Here is a 19,443-nt window from a genome sequence, read left to right as displayed (position 1 = left end):
GAAGCGGGTTTCCATCCGGGGTGAACGAAAAACAAAGCCGGAGCTTTTTCGGCCGCTCCGGCTTTGTTCACATTATACTTCCATAATAATCGGGATGATCATCGGCTTGCGTTTTGTTTTTTCATAAAGGAATTGGTTTAACGCGTCACGCATCGCCTGTTTCAGTGTTGACCATTCTACGGAGGATGTTTCCGTCGCTTCCGTCACGATAGAGCGGACGAGCTCAGTAGCTTGTACAATCAGCCCTTCTGACTCTCTGACATAAACGAACCCGCGCGTAATAATTTCAGGACCTGATACAAGGTGCTTTTTTTGCTTATCGAGCGTAATCACAACAATCAGAATGCCGTCTTGTGACAATAATCGGCGGTCTCTTAACACGATATTGCCGATATCACCGACACCGAGGCCGTCAATCAGGACGTTTCCGTAAGATACTTTATCCCCGATTTTCACATTCTGGCCGCGGAATTCGACGACGTCGCCTTTTTCGATTAAGAAAATGTCGCTGCGTTTCATGCCGATTTCTTCAGCAATTTTTGAATGTGCTTTTTGCATTCTGAATTCGCCGTTGACCGGAATCAAATATTTCGGTTTTAACAAATTAAGCATCAGCTTCAATTCTTCTTGTGAACCGTGGCCGGAAACGTGCACGCGCTTTTGGGCGAAAATGACTTGAGCGCCGGCGCGCACGAGAAGATTAACAGTTTTAGAATAAACCAGTTCATGTCCCGGGATCGGCGTTGACGCGATGACAACAGTATCCCCTTCTTCGATGTTGAGCTGCTTGTGCGCTTGTTTCGCCATTCTCGTAAGAGCGGCTAACGGCTCGCCATGGCTTCCTGCCGTGACAATCGCCACTTCGCGTTTCGGATATTTTTTCACATCTTGTACCGGAATGAATAATTCATCATCGGCTTCAATATAGCCGAGCTTGCGCGCAAGCTGAAGCACATTTTGCAGGTTCTTCCCGGCTATGGCGAGTTTTCGGCCATTTTGAGCAGCTGCCTGAATGACTTGCTGAATGCGATTGATATTTGACGCAAATACGGCAACGATAACACGGTTTTCTGAATTGTACATCGCGTCAGAAATTTCTCCGCTTACGTATGCTTCAGACGGAGTGTAACCAGGCCGCTCAGCGTTGGCGCTGTCTGAAAGCAGGGCAAGCACGCCGCTGTTTCCGATTTTTGCGATCTCGCCGATATCACATGATTGGTGATAAGCAGGCGTTTGGTCAAATTTAAAGTCTCCCGTGCATACAATAGAGCCAAGTGATGTTTTGAAGCTGACTCCCACTGAATCCGGAATGCTGTGGATCGTTTTAAAGAACGATACTTTTGTTGATTCGAATGTAATGACAGATTTCGAGTGAACTTCTCGTAAATCAGCTTTTCGATTGTGTCCGTATTGCTTCAGTTTTTCTCTTAACAAAGCAAGCGTAAGTTTTGTTCCGTATACGGGAACTGACAGCTTGTTCAATAAATAAAAGACGCCTCCGATGTTTTCATCGTGTCCGTGTGTCAGAAAGATGGCCTTCACGCGGTCAGCCCGTTCAACTAAATAAGAAATGTCCGGAATGACGACATCAATTCCGAGCATCTCATTTTCCGGATGCATCAGCCCTACATCAACTACAAATATGTCTGAGTCGATTTCGATGACATATAGGTTCTTCCCAATTTCTCCGACACCGCCAAGGGCGATAATTCTGACGTTTTCTGTATTTTTCTTTTTCAAAATCTATATCCTCCTAGTCTCATACCCGTCCATCATCACTTGTTCCTATTATAACTGATATCAATTTTAGAAAACAAGATGAAGCAGAAGGTTTAGGGAAAACCAATATGTATACAAAACGGTCAAACTCACGATAAAGATGAGAATGACCGCTTATGTTCACTGTATGAATTTTTTTCTTACAGTTCGCTGATGGCGCTGCTCAGGCTCAAACGCTCATCTTCATTCAGCGGGATAAGAGGAAGACGCACAGATCCGACATCAAGGCCCTTCAGCTGAAGCGCTGTTTTGACCGGAGCCGGATTAGGCGCTTTAAACAGCTCCTTCATAATCGGCAAAAGCTTCTGATGGATCAGCGCCGCATTTGCCGTTTGCCCGTTTGTATAGTTTTTAATCATCTGCTGCATGTCAGGGCCGACGATATGGCTCGCCACTGACACGACCCCTCTTCCGCCGACCGCAAGAACAGGGAGCGTTAAACCGTCGTCACCGGAATAGACGTAGAAATCCTCCGGCGTTTCCGCAATAATTTTCGTAATGGCATCCAAATCACCGCTCGCTTCTTTAATAGCGGAGATATTCGGAATCTCAGCCAGCCGGATCGCTGTTTCCGGCGCAAGTGAAGCAACCGTTCTGCCCGGCACATTGTAAAGCATAACCGGCAAAGACGTTTCTTCAGCTATAGCTTTAAAATGGCGGTACATTCCTTCCTGTGAAGGTTTATTATAATAAGGCGTGACAAGCATGACGCAATCAACGCCGGCTTCTTCCGCTTTTTTTGTCAGTTTAATGGAGTCTTTCGTATTGTTGCTTCCCGTTCCCGCAATGACAGGAACACGTCCGTTCACTTCTTTGACCGTAAATTCAAAGAGTGCAATTTTTTCTTCCGTTGAAAGGGTCGGGGATTCTCCGGTTGTGCCCGCAACGACTAAAGAATCCGTGCCGTTTTTCAACAAATAGTCAATTAATGTAGACAGCTTTTGAAAGTCTACATTCCCTTTATTGTCAAAGGGTGTAATCATCGCTGTAGATATATTTCCGACATTCATTTTTTTCACCTCATCATGATTCAATCACATTTACTTTGAAAGTTCAAACACTTCATGCAAAGCGTTTACGGCCGTCACCATATCCTTTTCATGGACAAGAACCCAGATCGTAGTATGGCTGTCGGCAGATTGCAGAATAGGAATGCCTTTTTCAGAAAGCGCGGAGACGATTTTCGACGTGACTCCCGGCACTCCCATAATACCGGCTCCGACCGCTGACACTTTTGCACAGCTTTCCGTAACCGTAGGCTCATAGCCTAAATCGGCTAAAATGCTGCGTGCGGCGTCCGTTTTATTGCCGGCCACGGTATAAACGATTTCGCTCGGCGTGATATTAAAGAAATCAACGCTGATCCCGGCATTGGCCATTGCTTTAAATACTTCTGTCTGAACGTTATATTGACCCAATTTAGCAGGGACCTTAAATTGCGTCACATCTTTCACATGGGCGATACCGGTAATCAGCCTTTCAAAAACATCGCTGCCGATGTTTGAAGAATGATGTGACGTCACCAATGTGCCTTTGTCTTTTGAATAAGTGGAACGCACGCGAATCGGCACCTTTGCCTGCATAGCGATTTCCACCGCGCGCGGATGAATGACTTTCGCGCCTTGATAGGCCAGGTTGCAGATTTCCGTATATGTGACATTCGGAAGCGGCTTTGCGTTTTTGACGATTCTCGGATCAGCTGTCATGACGCCTTCCACGTCCGTAAAAATGTCAATAAAATCGGCATCGACCGCCGCGCCGAGCGCTGCTGCCGACGTATCGCTGCCTCCTCTTCCGATCGTCGTCGTGTCGCCTTTTTCAGTGGCTCCCTGAAACCCTGCAACAACTACGGCTTCATGATTGGCGAGCGTCGCGAACAGCCGCTCTGTTTTCATTTCAAGAATCTTGGCATCGGTATGCTGGGCATTTGTTAAAAAGCCGGCCTGAGCTCCTGTCAAAGCCGCGGCTTTTATCCCGTTTTCCTTAAGCATGCTGGCAAAAACAACAGAAGAGATCGTTTCCCCGCAAGACAGAAGCATATCCTGCTCTCTCGGAGAAATATCTGACTGGCTGCCGTAAAGAAGCCCGATGAGAGAATCTGTCGCATACGGATCTCCTTTTCTGCCCATCGCCGATACGACAACGACGACTTTATATCCTTCACTGATGGCTTCTTTAATATGTGATAACGCGAGCTTGCGTCCCTTGTCATCTTTTACGGATGTTCCGCCGAATTTTTGAACAATGATCTTCACTATTTTCACTCCAAATTAGTCTGACGTAACAGAAGAGAGCAGGCAGAGCCTTACTCTCTTCTGTTCGCCTATAGAAAAATACGTTTGTTTTATACGAGGTTTAGTTTTTGCAGGCTTTCCGCAATTTGAACTGAGTTCCAAGCGGCTCCTTTTAACAGGTTATCAGAAACAACCCATAAATGAAAACCGTTTGCTCTGTCCAAATCTTTACGGATTCGTCCCACAAATACATCGCGTTTGCCGACGGCATCGGCAGGCATTGGGTAAAGCTGCTGTGCAGGGTCATCCTGAAGCGTAACGCCCGGTGCTTCTTTTAAAAGATGTTTGATGTCTTCAACCGTTGCGTCATCACGGTCAAGTTCAATATAGACAGATTCGGAGTGGCCTGTTTCAATCGGCAGTCTGACACATGTCGCCGCTACTTCCAGCTCCGGCATATGCATAATTTTTTTCGTTTCATTAATCATTTTCATTTCCTCAAACGTATAGCCGTTATCTTGGAATTTATCAATTTGCGGAATCGCGTTAAAAGCGATTTGATAGTGCTTTTTGTCCCCTTTAACAGGCATAATGGATGCTTCTGCCGGTTCGTTATTTAAAATCGCCTTTGTCTGGCTGTAAAGTTCTTTGGCCGCTTCATTTCCCGCACCGGACACTGCTTGGTAAGTAGAAACAATAACTTTTTTCAGCCCGTATGCTTTGCGGATCGGTTCAAGAGCCGCCACCATTTGAATGGTTGAGCAGTTAGGATTGGCGATAATACCGTTATGTTCATGCAGATCCGACTCGTTCACTTCAGGCACAACGAGCGGTGTATTTTCATCCATGCGAAACGCACTTGTATTGTCAATGACGATGGCTCCGCGTTTTACAGCTTCAGGCGCCAAGCTTTGTGACACGCTTCCGCCGGCGCTGAATAAAGCGATCTGAACGCCTTCAAAGCTCTCAGGAACAGCTTCCTGCACCGTATATTCTTCGCCTTTAAACGTTACTTTCGTACCAGCAGAGCGTTTTGAGGATAGTAGTGTGAGTGTTTCTATTTCAAAGTTTCTGTCTTCCAGTGTTTTCAGCATTTGCTGTCCTACAGCTCCCGTCGCTCCGACAACTGCTACGTGTAATCCTCTTCCCATCTGTAAAACTCCTTCCGCCAATTAAGCATCATTTGTTGAATTGACTATGCATTTTACGTTTTATTTTACCATAGAATAGTCACGGGTTGACCGAATTTTTTTATTCCGCAAAGATTTTCTGTATATTTAATCATTTTATTCATCATGCTGTACAAGCACCGGCTGAACCTGTTCATGCAGAAGGGCCTTTTCAACCGATATCGGAAGCAGATCCATTCTAGCGACGAGCGACGTCGGCTTTTTAACGGGGTCATCCTGGCCGAACGGGATGAAGAAAATGTTTTTGGTTGACATCAATCTCATTAAATTCGTGCCGTTTAATCCGAGCGCATCGTTTGTCGAAATTCCAAGCACGACAGGACGGCCGTTTCTGATCGTGGCTTTTGCTGCCATAAGAACCGGAGAATCGGTCATTGCGTTTGCCAGCTTGCTCATTGAATTTCCCGTCAGCGGGGCGATGACCATGCAATCAAGCGGAAGCTTCGGCCCGAGAGGCTCTGCTTTTACAATGGAATCTATCGCTTCAAACCCAGTCAGCTCTTCAATTTTTCTGACCCATTCCGCCCCCTCTCCAAATCGGGTATCGGTTGATTGGACAGTGGACGTCACGACAGGACGGACTTCAGCTCCTTCATTTACAAGCGCTTCTATTTGCGGAAAGACGGCATCATATGTGCAGTGTGAGCCGGTTAATCCGAATCCGATTCTTTTCCCATTCAGAGACATGGGTATTCCCCCTCTTTCTTTACATCTGCCAAAAGCTTGCTCAGGACGTTTGCAATAATCTGGCCGGCTGTTTTAGGCGCGACAATTCCCGGAAGCCCCGGGGCAAGCAGCGCTTTAATGCCTTGCTTTTCAGCATAGTTGAAGTCCGTTCCGCCCGGACGCGAGGCTAAATCTAAAATCAGGGTCTTCGGTGTCATCCTAGACAGAACGCTTTGATCTAAAATCAAGCTCGGCACAGTATTAATACAAATATCAATATCTTTCACATGGTCTGTAAGCTCTTCTATTTGAAAAGGAGAAAGCCCCATTTCGGAAATGCGGGCTAAATGCGCCGAGCTTCGCGCCCCCACTTTTACCTTTGCTCCTAAAGCCGCAAACGTCCGGGCGATTGTCATGCCGGTGCGCCCCAATCCGAGAACGGCCACACTAGATCCGTGGATGGTGTAATCAGTATGCTGAATCGCCATCATGATCGTTCCTTCAACTGTCGGAATAGAGTTAAATATCGCGATGTCGTCCCGCTCAAACAATTTAACGAGCTTGCGGCCGGCTTCTTGGGCGATTCCTTCCAGATAGGCGTTTGAGATGCCTGAGTAGATGACGCAATGCGCCGGTGTCTGATTAAGGTGCTCCTGCTTTAACACCACTTCTTCATTTGAAAAAACCGTCGATACAACACCTTCTTCGGTTGTTGCCGATACGGGCAGGATCATACTGTCTATTTTCTGAAATGGAATGTCATCGATTTTGCATTTTACGGTTCCTGTAAAACCGTCATCTAACTGGTCAAATCCCACGAGATAAATATCGGCATGCTGTTCTGTCAGCTTTCTTATAATCTCAAGCTGCCTTGCGTCACCGCCAATGATCGCAATTGTCAATCCGGTTAACATATGAAACGTTCACCTTCTTTACAGTTACTGGATCTTTTAAGTGTCATTCTCCTCTTCATCGTATGTTCGAATAGAAAGGGCGGTGAATGTACAGTATTTTTTTTCAAACAAAAAAGCACCGGCGCTATAAGCCGATGCTGCAAATTAAGAATCTTACCCCTCAGGAGGAGTGATGTCCTCGGGCACGTCTAAAATAATCATATCTGACCCGATTTTCTGTATATGATTCCAAGGGACACGAATGTCATGGCCTTGTTTTCTTAAACCGAACCATTTTACCGTCGGTATGAGAAGTGCGGTAATTTGACCGTCCTGCTCATTAATTTCCAAATCGGTTTGGCCGAGCACTCCGAGCCGCTCAGCCCGTTTTATGTCTACGATTTCTTTACCTGATAGTTCACTAAGCCTCATGATAGCCACCCCCTTGTACTATATGACCATCATCATAAAAAAATGCCTGCCTCATATCGAGGCAGACCGCTTTCTTGCTTATGACGAGGCAGGCATGCTGCCTGTCGGGCTGATCAGTGATAATGCGTAATCATCCGTGAATAAGCGGCGGCTGAGGCCGTTGACGCTTTCTAAGCTGACCGCATTTAATTCAGCGATGATTTCATCCATTGTTTTATGCTTGCCGAGCAGCAGTTCATTTTTACCGTTGCGGCTCATTTTGCTGTTTGTGCTTTCTAAGCTGAGCATCAGACTTCCCTTCATTTGTTCTTTGCTGTTTTCCAGCTCTTTCGGAGAAATGCCGTCACGTTTTAAAACCGATAACGTCTCTTGAATCGTTTCTGACAGAAGCCCGAGCTGATTGGCGCCGGTTCCGCCGTAAATCGTCAGCATTCCGCTGTCTTCATAAGAGCTGTGATAGCTGTATACAGAATAAGCCAGTCCTTTATCTTCCCGCACATCTTGAAAAAGCCGGCTGCTCATGCTTCCGCCAAGCACGTTGTTCAGCACGATTAAATCGTAGATGTCCGGGTCTCCGACTTTCAGGCCTTTAAAACCGAGGCAGAGGTGTGCCTGCTCGGTATCTTTTTTTCTTGTCAGTTTTTCATAATGAAACTCAGGCTCGCTGATACCGCTCGCTTTGCCTTTCGCTTCGTATGTACCGAACCATTTCTCAACGTCTTTGATAAATTGCTCCGTCACATTGCCGGCGACAGAAATGACGACACGGTCCGGCGTGTAGAAATCATCCATATGCTGTCTGAGAGAATCACCGTTAAAAGAAGCAAGTGTTTCCTCCGTTCCGAGAATCGGGTAACCGAGCGAATGATTGCCGTACGTTGCTTTGCTCAGCAGATCATGGACAATGTCATCCGGTGCATCTTCATACATTTTAATCTCTTCGTATACGACATTTTTTTCTTTTTTGAGCTCGTTTTCATCAAAAGCAGAATGAAAGAACATATCCGCCAACACATCAAGTGCATAGTTTGCATGTTCGTCAAGCACTTTAGCGTAATAACACGTATATTCCTTTGAAGTGAAGGCATTCACTTGGCCGCCTATACGGTCGAAGGATTCTGCGATTTCACGTGCGGATCTCGTATTCGTCCCTTTAAAAAACATATGCTCTAAAAAATGTGAGATGCCGTTGGTTTCCGGCGTTTCATGGCGTGATCCCGTTCCGATCCAGACGCCGATTGCCACAGACCGCACTGTCGGGTTATTTTCAAGCACAACTCTTACACCATTTTGGCATGTATAGCGTTTTATCAAGTTTGTTCCTCCTATTCAAAGGCAGGCAAACTGCCGCCTGCTACTTCATCAGCCTGTTTTCATCCATTAAGTCAGACACTGAACCGAGTGCATAGCCTTTTTCTTTAATTTTCGTAATTAACACGTCCAGGCTTTTCGCCGTCGGATCAGTCGGATGCATTAAAATCATGGCCCCGTTATGTATTTTGCTCAACACCCTTGTTTGTAAAACAGCAGGAGACGGTTTTTGCCAGTCAATGGTGTCAACAGTCCACATGATGGTCCCCATTCCTTTTTCCGCCGCAATATCAACCACCGCTTTTCTGAAGCTGCCGCTTGGCGGCGCAAACCATTTCGGCTTTACACCGAGCGTCTCGCTGATTTGTGCATTGGTCTTGTCAAGCTGTTCGGAAATGCTTCCTGAAGTCAGTTTGCTCATATCAGGGTGATTGTATGAGTGATTTCCGATTTCATGTCCGTCCGCTGCTATTTGTTTGGCCAGTTCCTGATTGTTTTTCAGCCATTTTCCTTCCAGAAAAAAGGTCGCCTTCACTTGCTGTTTTTTCAGAATAGGCAGCATTTGCTCCACATATTCATTTCCCCACGCTACATTTATTAAAAAGGCAACCATCGGTTTATCCGGATTTCCTTTATAAATGGGCTCAGGTGCGAGAGAATCAAGATGAATCTTCGGCTTTACCTGCTCATACACAAGGTCATCTTCATGAAATTCTCCGTCCTTTTTCATTTGCTTATAGGATTTTTCCACATTGACTTTTAAACCGTTGTAACCAGGTATACTTTTCCATATTTTATCAATTCTCGCGTCTTGGGCTTTTACTTCATACTCCGGCGCTTTTCGCAGCAATTCTTCGTAGAGCGGATCCTTTGAAGCTGAAACAGTCACTGCGTCTTTTTTCATTGCGTCTATGTAATCAACTGTGTACGGATTTTTTAACATTTCAAATGAAACAAAAAAGAGAAATAAAAAAACGGCAAACGGCACGAATTTTTTCAACATGTCCTTCCCCCCTCACCACACATTATGTAAGAGGAGGACAAGGTAGAACCCGCCTGTAGTCATTCTCAAAATAAAGAAGCCGGGTCTCCCAGGCTCCTTGTTAGGTTTTCATTTAAGATTGTTGTTCTTCTTTTTCTTTTTCCTCACGCAGCACTGCTTTGCGTGACAGATTTACTCGTCCCTGCTTGTCAATTTCGGTTACCTTCACAAGGATTTCATCACCGAGTTTTACAACATCCTCAACCTTGCCGACCCGTTCGAGCGCAAGTTCGGATATATGAATGAGACCGTCTTTTCCGCTGAAGATTTCAACGAAAGCTCCGAATTTCTCAATACGTTTGACTTTACCGAGGTAAAGCTGGCCGACTTCTACTTCTCTGACAAGATCTTCGATAATTTTTTTCGCTTTTTGGTTGCTGCTCTCGTCAGTAGAAGAAATAAAGATGGTGCCGTCTTGTTCGATATCGATTTTAACACCGGTATCTTCAATGATCTTATTGATTTGCTTGCCGCTCGGGCCGATAACGTCGCGGATTTTATCCGGATTGATTGTCATCGTTAAAATTTTCGGCGCATATTGAGAAAGCTCTTTTCTTGATTCACCAAGCGTGCTCAGCATACTGTTAAGGATTTCCATTCTTCCTTTTTTCGCCTGCTGAAGCGCTTCTTCAAGAATTTCTCTTGAAAGGCCTTCGATTTTAATGTCCATTTGCAGCGCGGTAACGCCTTTTGCCGTGCCGGCTACTTTAAAGTCCATGTCACCGAGGGCGTCTTCCATGCCTTGAATATCCGTTAATACAGTATAGTACTCGCCTGATTTCACAAGTCCCATCGCGATACCGGCAACAGGAGCTTTAATCGGAACCCCTGCATCCATCATCGCAAGTGTGCTGGCGCAAATACTTGCCTGTGATGTTGAACCGTTTGATTCAAGCACTTCAGATACAAGACGAACTGTATACGGGAAGTCTTTTTCATTCGGAATGACAGGCTCAAGCGCACGCTCTCCAAGAGCCCCGTGTCCGATTTCACGTCGTCCCGGGCCGCGCATCGGTCCAGTTTCGCCAACGCTGAATTGCGGGAAGTTATAGTGATGCATAAACCGTTTTGATTCTTCAACGCCTAAGCCGTCAAGAATCTGAACGTCTCCGAGAGCGCCTAACGTACATACGCTGAGCGCTTGTGTTTGTCCTCTTGTAAACAATCCGGAGCCGTGTGTTCTAGGAAGAAGGCCGACTTCTGAAGAAAGCGGGCGGATTTGATCAACGCCGCGGCCGTCAGGACGGACTTTTTCTTCTGTGATCAAACGGCGGACTTCGTTTTTCACTAGCTTAGACAGCGTTTGTTTCACTTTTTTAATAGTATCTTCATCGTGCTCTTCTTCTTCAAACTTAGCAACGACTGCATCTTTCACTTCATTAATGGCATCTTCACGCGCATGCTTCTCATGAACCTGAATCGCCTTAAGAAGATCCGGCTCTGCAAGACTTTTCACTTTTTCACTGAGTTCTGCATCAATTTCATACAGTGCAATCTCAGTCTTTTCTTTGCCGACTGCAGCGATGATTTCTTCTTGGAATGCAATCAGGCGTTTAATTTCTTCATGGCCGAACATAATCGCTTCAAGCATGATTTCTTCAGGAACTTCATCTGCTCCGGCTTCCACCATGTTGATTGCGTCTTTAGTACCTGCGACGACGAGGTTGATATCGCTTTTTTCAAGCTGGTCAACCGTCGGATTGATGAGGAACTGGCCGTCAATGCGGCCCACCGTCACACCCGCAATCGGTCCTTCAAACGGAATATCCGATACGCAAAGTGCCAGTGATGATCCGAACATAGCAGCCATTTCAGAAGAGCAGTCCTGATCGACACTCATCACAATGCTGATGACCTGTACTTCATTACGGAATCCGTCAGCGAAAAGCGGGCGGATCGGACGGTCAATCAGACGGCTGGCTAAAATGGCCTTTTCACTCGGCCGGCCTTCTCTTTTAATAAAGCCGCCCGGAATTTTACCTACTGCATATAATCTTTCTTCATAGTTAACGGTAAGCGGGAAAAAATCAAGCGGTTTCGGTTCTTTTGATGCAGTTGCTGTGCTGAGCACTGCGGTATCGCCGTAGCGGACCATGACAGCGCCGTTTGCCTGTTTGGCAAGTTGGCCGGTTTCTACTGTAAGCTGTCTGCCGGCCCAATCTATGGTAAAGACATGTTTCTCTTGTCCCATTCGATTACGAGCTCCTCTCTTTATGTGTGAAATAATCAATTACTCCTATTATGAACGAAATGAATTGAACATATCAATGTCAAAGTAGTATGTAAAAGGATTTCAATGTATTGATCAGCATTTTTTCGCTTTAATACGATAAAAAAGCGGGAATCCTCCCGCTTTTTACGATTATCGACGTAAGCCTAGTTTGTTAATTAACTCACGGTAACGAGTTACGTCTTTATTACGCAGATACGTAAGAAGATTACGACGTTTACCTACCATTTTAAGAAGACCGCGACGTGAGTGGTGATCTTTCTTGTGAGTACGCAAATGCTCGTTCAAGTTGTTAATTGAGTCTGTTAGGATAGCGATCTGAACTTCTGGAGATCCAGTATCAGATTCGTGTGTTTTAAACTCGCTGATGAGTTGGTTTTTACGTTCTTGAGTAATTGCCATCCTGTTTCACCTCCATATCATAATTAGCCCCAGTTACCTAGCAACCGTCGGTGACTTCGGATTGCCAAGCAATGGTTTTAAGACTACGAAATATATGATACTAAAAAACGCGCCCGTATGCAAATATTTTAGAATAAAATTTGTACACTTTTTCACTTTCTTTCCGTTATTTGCTGAAAAAACGGATCGCTTCCTGCTTATCTTTCTCGATTTGAGCGGTTAATTCATCAATTCCGTTAAACTTCCGTTCACTCCGGATGCGTTTATACCACTCAATTTTCACGGTTTCCCCGTATACGTTTTGGTCAAAATCAAACAAATGGACTTCAATAGACGGCTGATCCGGGCGTTTTTCATAAAATGTCGGTTTATAGCCGATATTGCAGACCCCTTCATAAACGTTTCCATTGATTTCAGCCTTGACGGCATAGACGCCTGTCGGAGGTACAATATAGCTGTTATGTAAACCTACATTTGCGGTCGGAAACCCGATGGTCCGTCCCCTTTTATCGCCGTGGATCACGGTGCCTCGTATGAAATAAGGCTGCCCGAGAAGGGTGTGCGCCAGCTCGACATCACCGTTTTGCAGCGCCGACCGAATGTAAGTGGAGCTGATTTTCCTGTCCTGCTCGGTCAGCTTCTCGACAGTCGTGCAATCAGCCTTTCCTTCCAGATCAAGCGGCAGTGTGTCCATCGTGCCTTTTCCGTACTTTCCGTACGTAAAATCAAATCCCCCCACTGCATGCCGTGCATTTAACCCTAAAATATAATCCTTAGCAAACTGTTTGGGAGAAAGGGCTGCAAACGCTTCATCAAACTTCACGACATACAGCACATCTGCGCCTAAACGCTCAATCTGGCTGATCTTGTCCTTAAGCGGCGTAATCAGATCCTTAGGCTCTTTATCTCTGCCAAGAACATGGGACGGATGGGGATGGAATGTCATTACGGCCAGCGAAAGGCCTTTTTCTTCGGCAATTTGTCTGGCGGTGCCGATTACTTTTTGATGCCCTAAATGGACTCCGTCAAAGTAGCCGAGAGCCATTACTGACGCTGCCTGCTCTTCCTTTTGTAAATGATGCGGATGAGAAATATGTATCGTCTTCACAGAACGGTCACCTTTTTTCTTATTGTTCGCTTTTTTGCATCAGTACTTTGGCCGGTTTTAACAGTCCTTTTTTTGAAGGATGCGGCATATAAATGGCCACACATTCTCCGGCTTCGGTACAAACCGCTATACGGTCGTCGATTGTCATTGCAGAAAATTGCGCCGGGGTTTCAAATACTGACCCGTTTTCTGCTTTCTTAGCTAATGTATCACTTATGACCCATTTCGGCAAATGATTAAGCGCTCTTTCAATCGGTACTGCGTGATCCCCGACAGTGCCATTGGCTGCCTGCTGTTCAAGCTCCTCAAACGTAAAACATTCATCAAGGCTGAAATCTCCTGAAGCAGTGCGGATGAGATGAGACATATGAGCGGGATAGCCAAGCTTTTCACCGATTGTAACAGCCAATGTCCGGACGTACGTTCCTTTCGTGCACGTTACGTTGAAACGAAACGACGCAGTTTCATCCGCATACGTGACATGTGAAGTGAGGACGATGTCTTCAATCGTGATCTTTCGCTTCGGCCGTTCTACCTCGATTCCCGCTCTTGCATATTCATACAGCTTTTTGCCGTTGACTTTAACGGCGGAATACATCGGCGGCACTTGCTCTTGCGGCCCTTTAAGACTTTCCAATACGTTTTTGATGTCTTCTTCAGCTATCGGCTCCTCAACAGGTTTTACGCTGATTGTTTCCCCCGTCTGGTCTTCAGTCGATGTAGAAATACCGAGGGTAATTTCTGCATCATACGTTTTTGATTTTTCTGTGACGTACTCGACGATTTTTGTGGCTCGTCCGACACAGATCGGCAGCACGCCTGACACTTCGGGGTCAAGCGTTCCTGTATGCCCGACTTTTTTTGTTTTTAACAGCTTTCTTATTTTCATCACACAATCGTGCGAGGTCATGCCGACAGGTTTATGTAAAAGGAGAACTCCGTTAACCATCTGCCCTTCGCTCCTTCTGAATTGTTTTCAATTTGTGTCTTCAAACGCAGAAAAGAGGACAGACGACATACGCCCATCCTCTTTTTCCGGATTATTCAGATGGTTTATCTGAATGCAGTTCATGAATCAATGTTTCAATACGGTTGCCGTATTCAATGGATTCATCGAATTCAAATTCAAGCTCAGGCGTTTTGCGGAGTCTGATTCGGCTGCCGATTTCTGAACGGATAAATCCCTTCGCTTTCTCCAGCCCTTTCAGCGCCTCCTCTTTCTTCTTCTCTCCGCCGAGAACGGAGATATACACCTTTGCAATTTGCAAATCACCTGAAACACGTACGTCTGTTACAGTCAGAAAACCGATTCTCGGGTCTTTCAGCTTTCGGCTGATAATATCCCCAAGCTCTTTTTTCATCTGCTCGCCGACACGGTTTGCTCTCATACTCATTTCAATCACCTCTAAGTTAAAACCACTCTGTTCTAGTGATCGTCCGCTCAATTTCGGGAAAGGAGTCAATAAACGCGAGAACGCGCTGAAGCTCCCTTTCCGCCTGAACGTGAGAGGAGGATACCACGGCGATTCCGAAGCTGGTTCTCTGCCAAGTGTCCTGATAGCCGATTTCTGCAGCAGACACGTTGAACTTATTTCGAACCCTTGTGATGATCCGCTTCAAAACAGCGCGCTTCTCCTTTAATGATCCCGCATCATAAATGATGCATTCACATTCCGCAAATCCGATCACTTTCTTTCGATTTCCTGCATGACATACGCTTCAAGGATATCACCTTCGCGAATGTCATTGTATTTCTTAATTGTAATACCACATTCATATCCTTGTGAAACTTCTTTCACATCATCTTTAAAGCGTTTCAGAACGTCTACTTCACCTTCAAAGATTACGACGCCGTCACGGATCAGACGCAGGCGGCTGTCCCGTGTAATTGTGCCTTCGGTTACATAGCCTCCGGCAATAGTGCCGATTTTAGACACTTTGAACGTTTGGCGGACCTCAACCTGACCGATGATTTTCTCTTCGTATTCAGGATCAAGCATACCTTTCATCGCCGCTTCAATTTCGTCAATGACTTTGTAAATGATACGGTGAAGACGGATGTCTACATTTTCAGCTTCAGCCGTACTTTTAGCATTTCCGTCAGGGCGTACATTAAACCCGATAACGATCGCATTCGATGCAGAAGCCAGAATAATGTCTGATTCGGTAATCGCACCGACGCCTGTGTGAATGATTTTCACTTTGACGCCTTCTACTTCAATTTTTTGAAGAGCGGCCGTTAACGCTTCAGCTGAACCTTGAACGTCAGCTTTCACGATTAAGTTAATGTCTTTCACATCGCCTTGTTTGATTTGTTCAAACAGATCATCAAGGCTGAGCTTCGCTTTGTCGCTGCGCTGTTCTTCCAATTGTTTAGAAGCGCGCGCCTCACCGACAGAACGGGCTGTTTTTTCGTCTTTAAAGACGAGGAATTGGTCACCTGCTAACGGCACGTCGTTAAGACCCGTAATTTCTACAGGTGTTGACGGTCCGGCTGTTTTCACGCGGCGGCCGAGATCATTGACCATTGCCCGCACGCGGCCGAATGTGTTTCCGACAACGATCGGATCACCGACATGCAATGTTCCCGTTTGAACGAGCAATGTCGCAACCGATCCTCTGCCTTTATCAAGCTCGGCTTCAATAACCGTTCCTTTTGCCTGGCGGTTCGGATTGGCTTTGAGCTCCTCTACCTCACTGACAAGCAAAATCATTTCGACAAGTTCGTCGATTCCTTTGCCGGAAAGAGCGGATAGCGGAACGAAAATCGTTTCTCCTCCCCATGCTTCAGGAACGAGTCCGTATTCCGTAAGCTCCTGCATGACACGGTCAGGATTTGCGCTTTCTTTATCAATTTTATTCACGGCAACGATAATCGGAACCTCAGCCGCTTTTGCATGGTTGATGGCTTCGACTGTTTGCGGCATAACGCCGTCATCGGCCGCTACGACTAAAATCGTAATATCGGTTACTTCCGCACCGCGCGCACGCATCGTTGTGAAAGCCGCGTGTCCCGGTGTATCAAGGAACGTGATTTTTTTGCCGTTTTCTTCGATTTGGTATGCACCGATATGCTGCGTAATTCCGCCGGCTTCCCCTTCAACAACCTTTGTTTTTCGGATGCTGTCGAGAAGCGTCGTTTTCCCGTGGTCAACGTGGCCCATAATCGTTACGACAGGCGGACGGATTTGAAGGTCTTCTTCTTTGTCAGCCTCTTCGTATTTTTCGAGCTCAGTTTCTTCAAGCACAATCACTTCTTCTGTTTCCACACCGTATTCGGATGCGATGAGTTCGATTGTGTCTTTGTCAAGCTCCTGGTTAATGGTGGCCATTACGCCGAGCAGCATGAGTTTTTTAATGATTTCAGACGGTTCTTTGCCAAGTTCCTCGGCTAAGGCTCCGACTGTTAAAGTGCCTGAAAACGTAATTTTTTCAGGAAGCTCTTTTTTCGGCTTCAGCGGTTTTTGCTGATGCTGGTTTTTGTTGTTGTGATTGCGTTTGTTTTTTTTGTTGTTGTTATTCTTCTTGTTTTTGTTAAATTGATTATTCTGCACGTCATTCTTCTTTCCGTCTCGAATTTTGTTTGGTTGATTTCCAGCAGACTGCTGATTAACCCCTTGCGGCTGCTTGTTTTTGTTCGTTTCCGCAGGCTTTTGAGATTTAACGCCGGCGCCGCCTTTTTTAAATTTCGCATCAAGCTGCTTAATGGTCTTTTCTTCAAGCGTTGCCATATGGTTATTTACTACTATATCCATGTTTTTCAGCGCCGTCAAAATTTCCTTACTTGAAACATTGATGGCTTTTGCATATTCGTATACTCTCATTTTAGCCATTCGTTCACCCCCAAAAATATTAATCGAGCAAGCTGATCAGCTTATTCGCAAAACCTTGGTCAGTGACGGCGACAACGACACGTGATTCCTTGCCGATAGAGCGGCCGAGATCCGCGCGGCTTTCGACTTTTTTATAAGGCACTTTATAATAATTGCATTTGTCGGATACTTTCTTTGCAGTATTCGCTGATGCATCTTCTGTCAGCAGAACAAGCTTTGCACGCGCATTTCTAATTTCTTTTATAACCAAGTCCTCGCCTGACACGACCTTACGAGCTCGATTGGCCAGACCCAGCAAGGGAAACCATTCCATTCCAGACATGTTATTTTTTCACCTTTTCCGCCAGTTCCAGCAATTCTTCGAAAATCTGGTCATCGATTTGTGATTGAAATTGATTTTGCAATGTGTTTTTCTTTTTCGCAGCTAAGATGCATTCTTTTTCAAGGGTGATGTAGGCACCCCGGCCGTTCTTTTTTCCGGTCGGATCGACTGAGATCTCCCCTTCTTTAGAACGGACAATTCGGATCAGTTCCTTTTTAGGCTTCATTTCCCCCGTTACCACGCATTTGCGCAGAGGAATTTTTTTTCGATTATTCACCTAAAATCACCTCTTATTCATCCGATTCGGCTGTTTCAAGCTCCATAAAGAGCGGCTCTAAATCGTCATCTTCTTCATGCTCTCTCGGATAGATGCCAAGGTCTCTTGCATCCGTTTCGCTTTTGATATCAATCTTCCAGCCTGTCAGTTTCGCAGCTAAGCGGGCGTTTTGCCCTCTTTTTCCGATTGCCAGGGAAAGCTGGTAATCAGGGACGATGACAGTGGTTGCTTTTTCTTCTTCGTTGACGATGACATCCAGCACTTTGGACGGGCTGAGCGCATTGGCAACAAATTCAACCGGATCGTCAGACCAGTTGACGATATCGATTTTTTCGCCCTTCAGCTCGTTAACGATCGCCTGCACACGCTGACCTTTCGGCCCGACGCATGAGCCGACCGGATCCACATCAGGATCGTCAGTGCGGACGGAGATTTTAGAACGGTCGCCCGCTTCTCTGGCAACAGATTTAAGCTCAACGGTTCCGTCATAAATTTCCGGCACTTCTATTTCAAAAAGACGCTTTAAAAGACCGGGATGTGTTCTTGACACATAAATTTGCGGTCCCTTTGTCGTTTTTTCGACCTTGGTGATAAATACCTTAATCCGGTCGTGCGGTTTGTAGCTTTCATTCGGCATTTGTTCATTAACGGGCAGCAGCGCTTCAATCTTGCCGAGAGACACGTAAATAAATTTGCTGTCTAAGCGCTGTACAATTCCCGTCATGATGTCTTCTTCACGATCGATAAATTCCGAATAAATCACACCGCGCTCAGCTTCGCGGACACGCTGTGTCACGACTTGTTTCGCCGTTTGCGCGGCAATGCGGCCGAAGTCTTTAGGTGTCACTTCTATTTCAACAACATCTCCGACAAGGTAGTTCGGATGGATGCTTTGGGCGTCGTCGAGCGAGATTTCAAGTCTTGAATCATACACCTCGTCTACAACGTCTTTTCTGGCGAACACACGAATGGTGCCCGTCTCACGGTTCAAATCAACCCGTACGTTTTGCGCCTGGTTAAAATTTCGCTTATAAGCAGAAATTAAGGCAGCTTCAATTGCTTCGATGATAATGTCTTTACTGATGCCTTTTTCTTTTTCAAGAATAGTGAGGGCATCTAATAGTTCACTGCTCATGTTAGCGGTCTCCCCCCTTAAACACTTATACTCAATTAATGAAATGATACAGCTAATCTTGCATTAGCTATTTTTTCGTACGGAATATTGACCCGTTTCTTTCTTGTTTTGATCGTCATCTCTATTGTAGCAGTTTGTCCATCAAATTCAGCCAATTTGCCTTCAAACACTTTTAAACCGTCAATCGGTTCGTACGTTTTCATATAAACATTTTTACCAAGTGATTTTTCGAAGTCGGCTTTTTTCTTTAATGGGCGCTCGGCTCCAGGAGAAGATACTTCAAGAAAGTAGTTTTGAGTAATCGGATCGGCGTCATCCAGCTTTTCGCTTAACGCTTCGCTGACTTTGGCGCATTCCTCAATATCAACACCGTCATCGGAATCAATAAACACGCGAAGGAACCAGTTTTGACCCTCTTTGACAAATTCAATGTCTACGAGTTCAAGCTGAAGGTCATCTAGTATGGGCTGAGCCATTTCTTGAACGGTATCAGTCACTTTTTTGCTCATGTTTTTCCTCCTTGTGCTGGCGATATCATATCGGCCGTCTTCTCTGCATAAAAACCCTGCTTCAAAAGAGCAGGGGCTTT

At 45.6% G+C, this 19,443-nt stretch carries 20 protein-coding genes; all 20 read right to left on the bottom strand.

Annotated features, from left to right (window positions below):
* Nucleotides 1–72: 72 nt before the first annotated feature.
* Nucleotides 73–1,740: a ribonuclease J2 gene (rnjB, locus tag AXI59_RS16620; RefSeq protein WP_061528758.1), complete on the bottom strand. Its 1,668-nt coding sequence runs from the start codon at nt 1,738–1,740 to the stop codon at nt 73–75.
* Between the two features lie 179 nt (nt 1,741–1,919).
* Complete coding sequence (dapA, locus tag AXI59_RS16615) at nt 1,920–2,789, bottom strand: 4-hydroxy-tetrahydrodipicolinate synthase (RefSeq protein WP_061520570.1); 870 nt, start codon at nt 2,787–2,789, stop codon at nt 1,920–1,922.
* Nucleotides 2,790–2,819: 30 nt separating this feature from the next.
* Complete coding sequence (gene dapG / locus AXI59_RS16610; RefSeq protein ID WP_061520569.1) at nt 2,820–4,034, bottom strand: aspartate kinase; 1,215 nt, start codon at nt 4,032–4,034, stop codon at nt 2,820–2,822.
* A gap of 89 nt (nt 4,035–4,123) precedes the next feature.
* Complete coding sequence (gene asd / locus AXI59_RS16605) at nt 4,124–5,164, bottom strand: aspartate-semialdehyde dehydrogenase (protein ID WP_061520568.1); 1,041 nt, start codon at nt 5,162–5,164, stop codon at nt 4,124–4,126.
* A gap of 135 nt (nt 5,165–5,299) precedes the next feature.
* On the bottom strand, nt 5,300–5,890 hold the full coding sequence (gene dpaB / locus AXI59_RS16600; protein ID WP_061528757.1) for a dipicolinate synthase subunit B: 591 nt from the start codon (nt 5,888–5,890) through the stop codon (nt 5,300–5,302).
* Nucleotides 5,881–6,783: a dipicolinic acid synthetase subunit A gene (gene dpaA, locus AXI59_RS16595; protein WP_061520566.1), complete on the bottom strand. Its 903-nt coding sequence runs from the start codon at nt 6,781–6,783 to the stop codon at nt 5,881–5,883. The genes dpaB and dpaA overlap by 10 nt, the downstream gene beginning before the upstream one ends.
* A 153-nt stretch (nt 6,784–6,936) precedes the next feature.
* Nucleotides 6,937–7,194: a YlmC/YmxH family sporulation protein gene (locus AXI59_RS16590; RefSeq protein WP_061520565.1), complete on the bottom strand. Its 258-nt coding sequence runs from the start codon at nt 7,192–7,194 to the stop codon at nt 6,937–6,939.
* A gap of 78 nt (nt 7,195–7,272) precedes the next feature.
* Nucleotides 7,273–8,508 carry a M16 family metallopeptidase gene (locus tag AXI59_RS16585; protein WP_061520564.1) on the bottom strand — a complete coding sequence of 412 codons (1,236 nt, stop codon included), beginning with the start codon at nt 8,506–8,508 and terminating at the stop codon, nt 7,273–7,275.
* A 40-nt stretch (nt 8,509–8,548) separates the two neighbouring features.
* Nucleotides 8,549–9,508 carry a polysaccharide deacetylase family protein gene (locus tag AXI59_RS16580; protein WP_061528756.1) on the bottom strand — a complete coding sequence of 320 codons (960 nt, stop codon included), beginning with the start codon at nt 9,506–9,508 and terminating at the stop codon, nt 8,549–8,551.
* Nucleotides 9,509–9,620: 112 nt separating this feature from the next.
* Nucleotides 9,621–11,738 carry a polyribonucleotide nucleotidyltransferase gene (pnp, locus tag AXI59_RS16575; RefSeq protein WP_061520562.1) on the bottom strand — a complete coding sequence of 706 codons (2,118 nt, stop codon included), beginning with the start codon at nt 11,736–11,738 and terminating at the stop codon, nt 9,621–9,623.
* Nucleotides 11,739–11,909: 171 nt separating this feature from the next.
* Nucleotides 11,910–12,179: a 30S ribosomal protein S15 gene (rpsO, locus tag AXI59_RS16570; protein ID WP_003154182.1), complete on the bottom strand. Its 270-nt coding sequence runs from the start codon at nt 12,177–12,179 to the stop codon at nt 11,910–11,912.
* A gap of 166 nt (nt 12,180–12,345) precedes the next feature.
* Nucleotides 12,346–13,287: a bifunctional riboflavin kinase/FAD synthetase gene (ribF, locus tag AXI59_RS16565; RefSeq protein ID WP_061528755.1), complete on the bottom strand. Its 942-nt coding sequence runs from the start codon at nt 13,285–13,287 to the stop codon at nt 12,346–12,348.
* 19 nt (nt 13,288–13,306) lie between these two features.
* Nucleotides 13,307–14,236, bottom strand: a complete 930-nt coding sequence (gene truB, locus AXI59_RS16560; protein WP_061528754.1) for a tRNA pseudouridine(55) synthase TruB — start codon at nt 14,234–14,236, stop codon at nt 13,307–13,309.
* 91 nt (nt 14,237–14,327) lie between these two features.
* Complete coding sequence (gene rbfA, locus AXI59_RS16555; protein ID WP_003154185.1) at nt 14,328–14,681, bottom strand: 30S ribosome-binding factor RbfA; 354 nt, start codon at nt 14,679–14,681, stop codon at nt 14,328–14,330.
* Between the two features lie 16 nt (nt 14,682–14,697).
* The gene (locus AXI59_RS16550; protein ID WP_061520559.1) at nt 14,698–14,976 is read right to left on the bottom strand and encodes a DUF503 domain-containing protein; all 279 of its coding nucleotides are present in this window, start codon (nt 14,974–14,976) and stop codon (nt 14,698–14,700) included.
* A complete protein-coding gene (gene infB, locus AXI59_RS16545; protein WP_061528753.1) occupies nt 14,973–17,120 on the bottom strand; it encodes a translation initiation factor IF-2 in 2,148 nt (715 codons plus the stop codon). The genes AXI59_RS16550 and infB overlap by 4 nt, the downstream gene beginning before the upstream one ends.
* A 19-nt stretch (nt 17,121–17,139) precedes the next feature.
* Nucleotides 17,140–17,442, bottom strand: a complete 303-nt coding sequence (locus AXI59_RS16540) for a YlxQ family RNA-binding protein (RefSeq protein WP_003154192.1) — start codon at nt 17,440–17,442, stop codon at nt 17,140–17,142.
* A gap of 1 nt (nt 17,443) precedes the next feature.
* The gene (gene rnpM, locus AXI59_RS16535) at nt 17,444–17,719 is read right to left on the bottom strand and encodes an RNase P modulator RnpM (protein WP_061520557.1); all 276 of its coding nucleotides are present in this window, start codon (nt 17,717–17,719) and stop codon (nt 17,444–17,446) included.
* Nucleotides 17,720–17,732: 13 nt separating this feature from the next.
* The gene (gene nusA / locus AXI59_RS16530; RefSeq protein WP_061528752.1) at nt 17,733–18,854 is read right to left on the bottom strand and encodes a transcription termination factor NusA; all 1,122 of its coding nucleotides are present in this window, start codon (nt 18,852–18,854) and stop codon (nt 17,733–17,735) included.
* Between the two features lie 35 nt (nt 18,855–18,889).
* Nucleotides 18,890–19,363, bottom strand: coding sequence for a ribosome maturation factor RimP (gene rimP, locus AXI59_RS16525; RefSeq protein ID WP_061520555.1), 474 nt, complete (start codon nt 19,361–19,363; stop codon nt 18,890–18,892).
* Between the last annotated feature and the right edge of the window lie 80 nt (nt 19,364–19,443).

The sequence above is a fragment of the Bacillus nakamurai genome, from assembly GCF_001584325.1.
GTDB lineage: Bacteria > Bacillota > Bacilli > Bacillales > Bacillaceae > Bacillus > Bacillus nakamurai.
The sequence above is the reverse complement of the archived record's forward strand: the minus strand, read 5'-3'. Positions and strand labels throughout refer to the sequence as shown.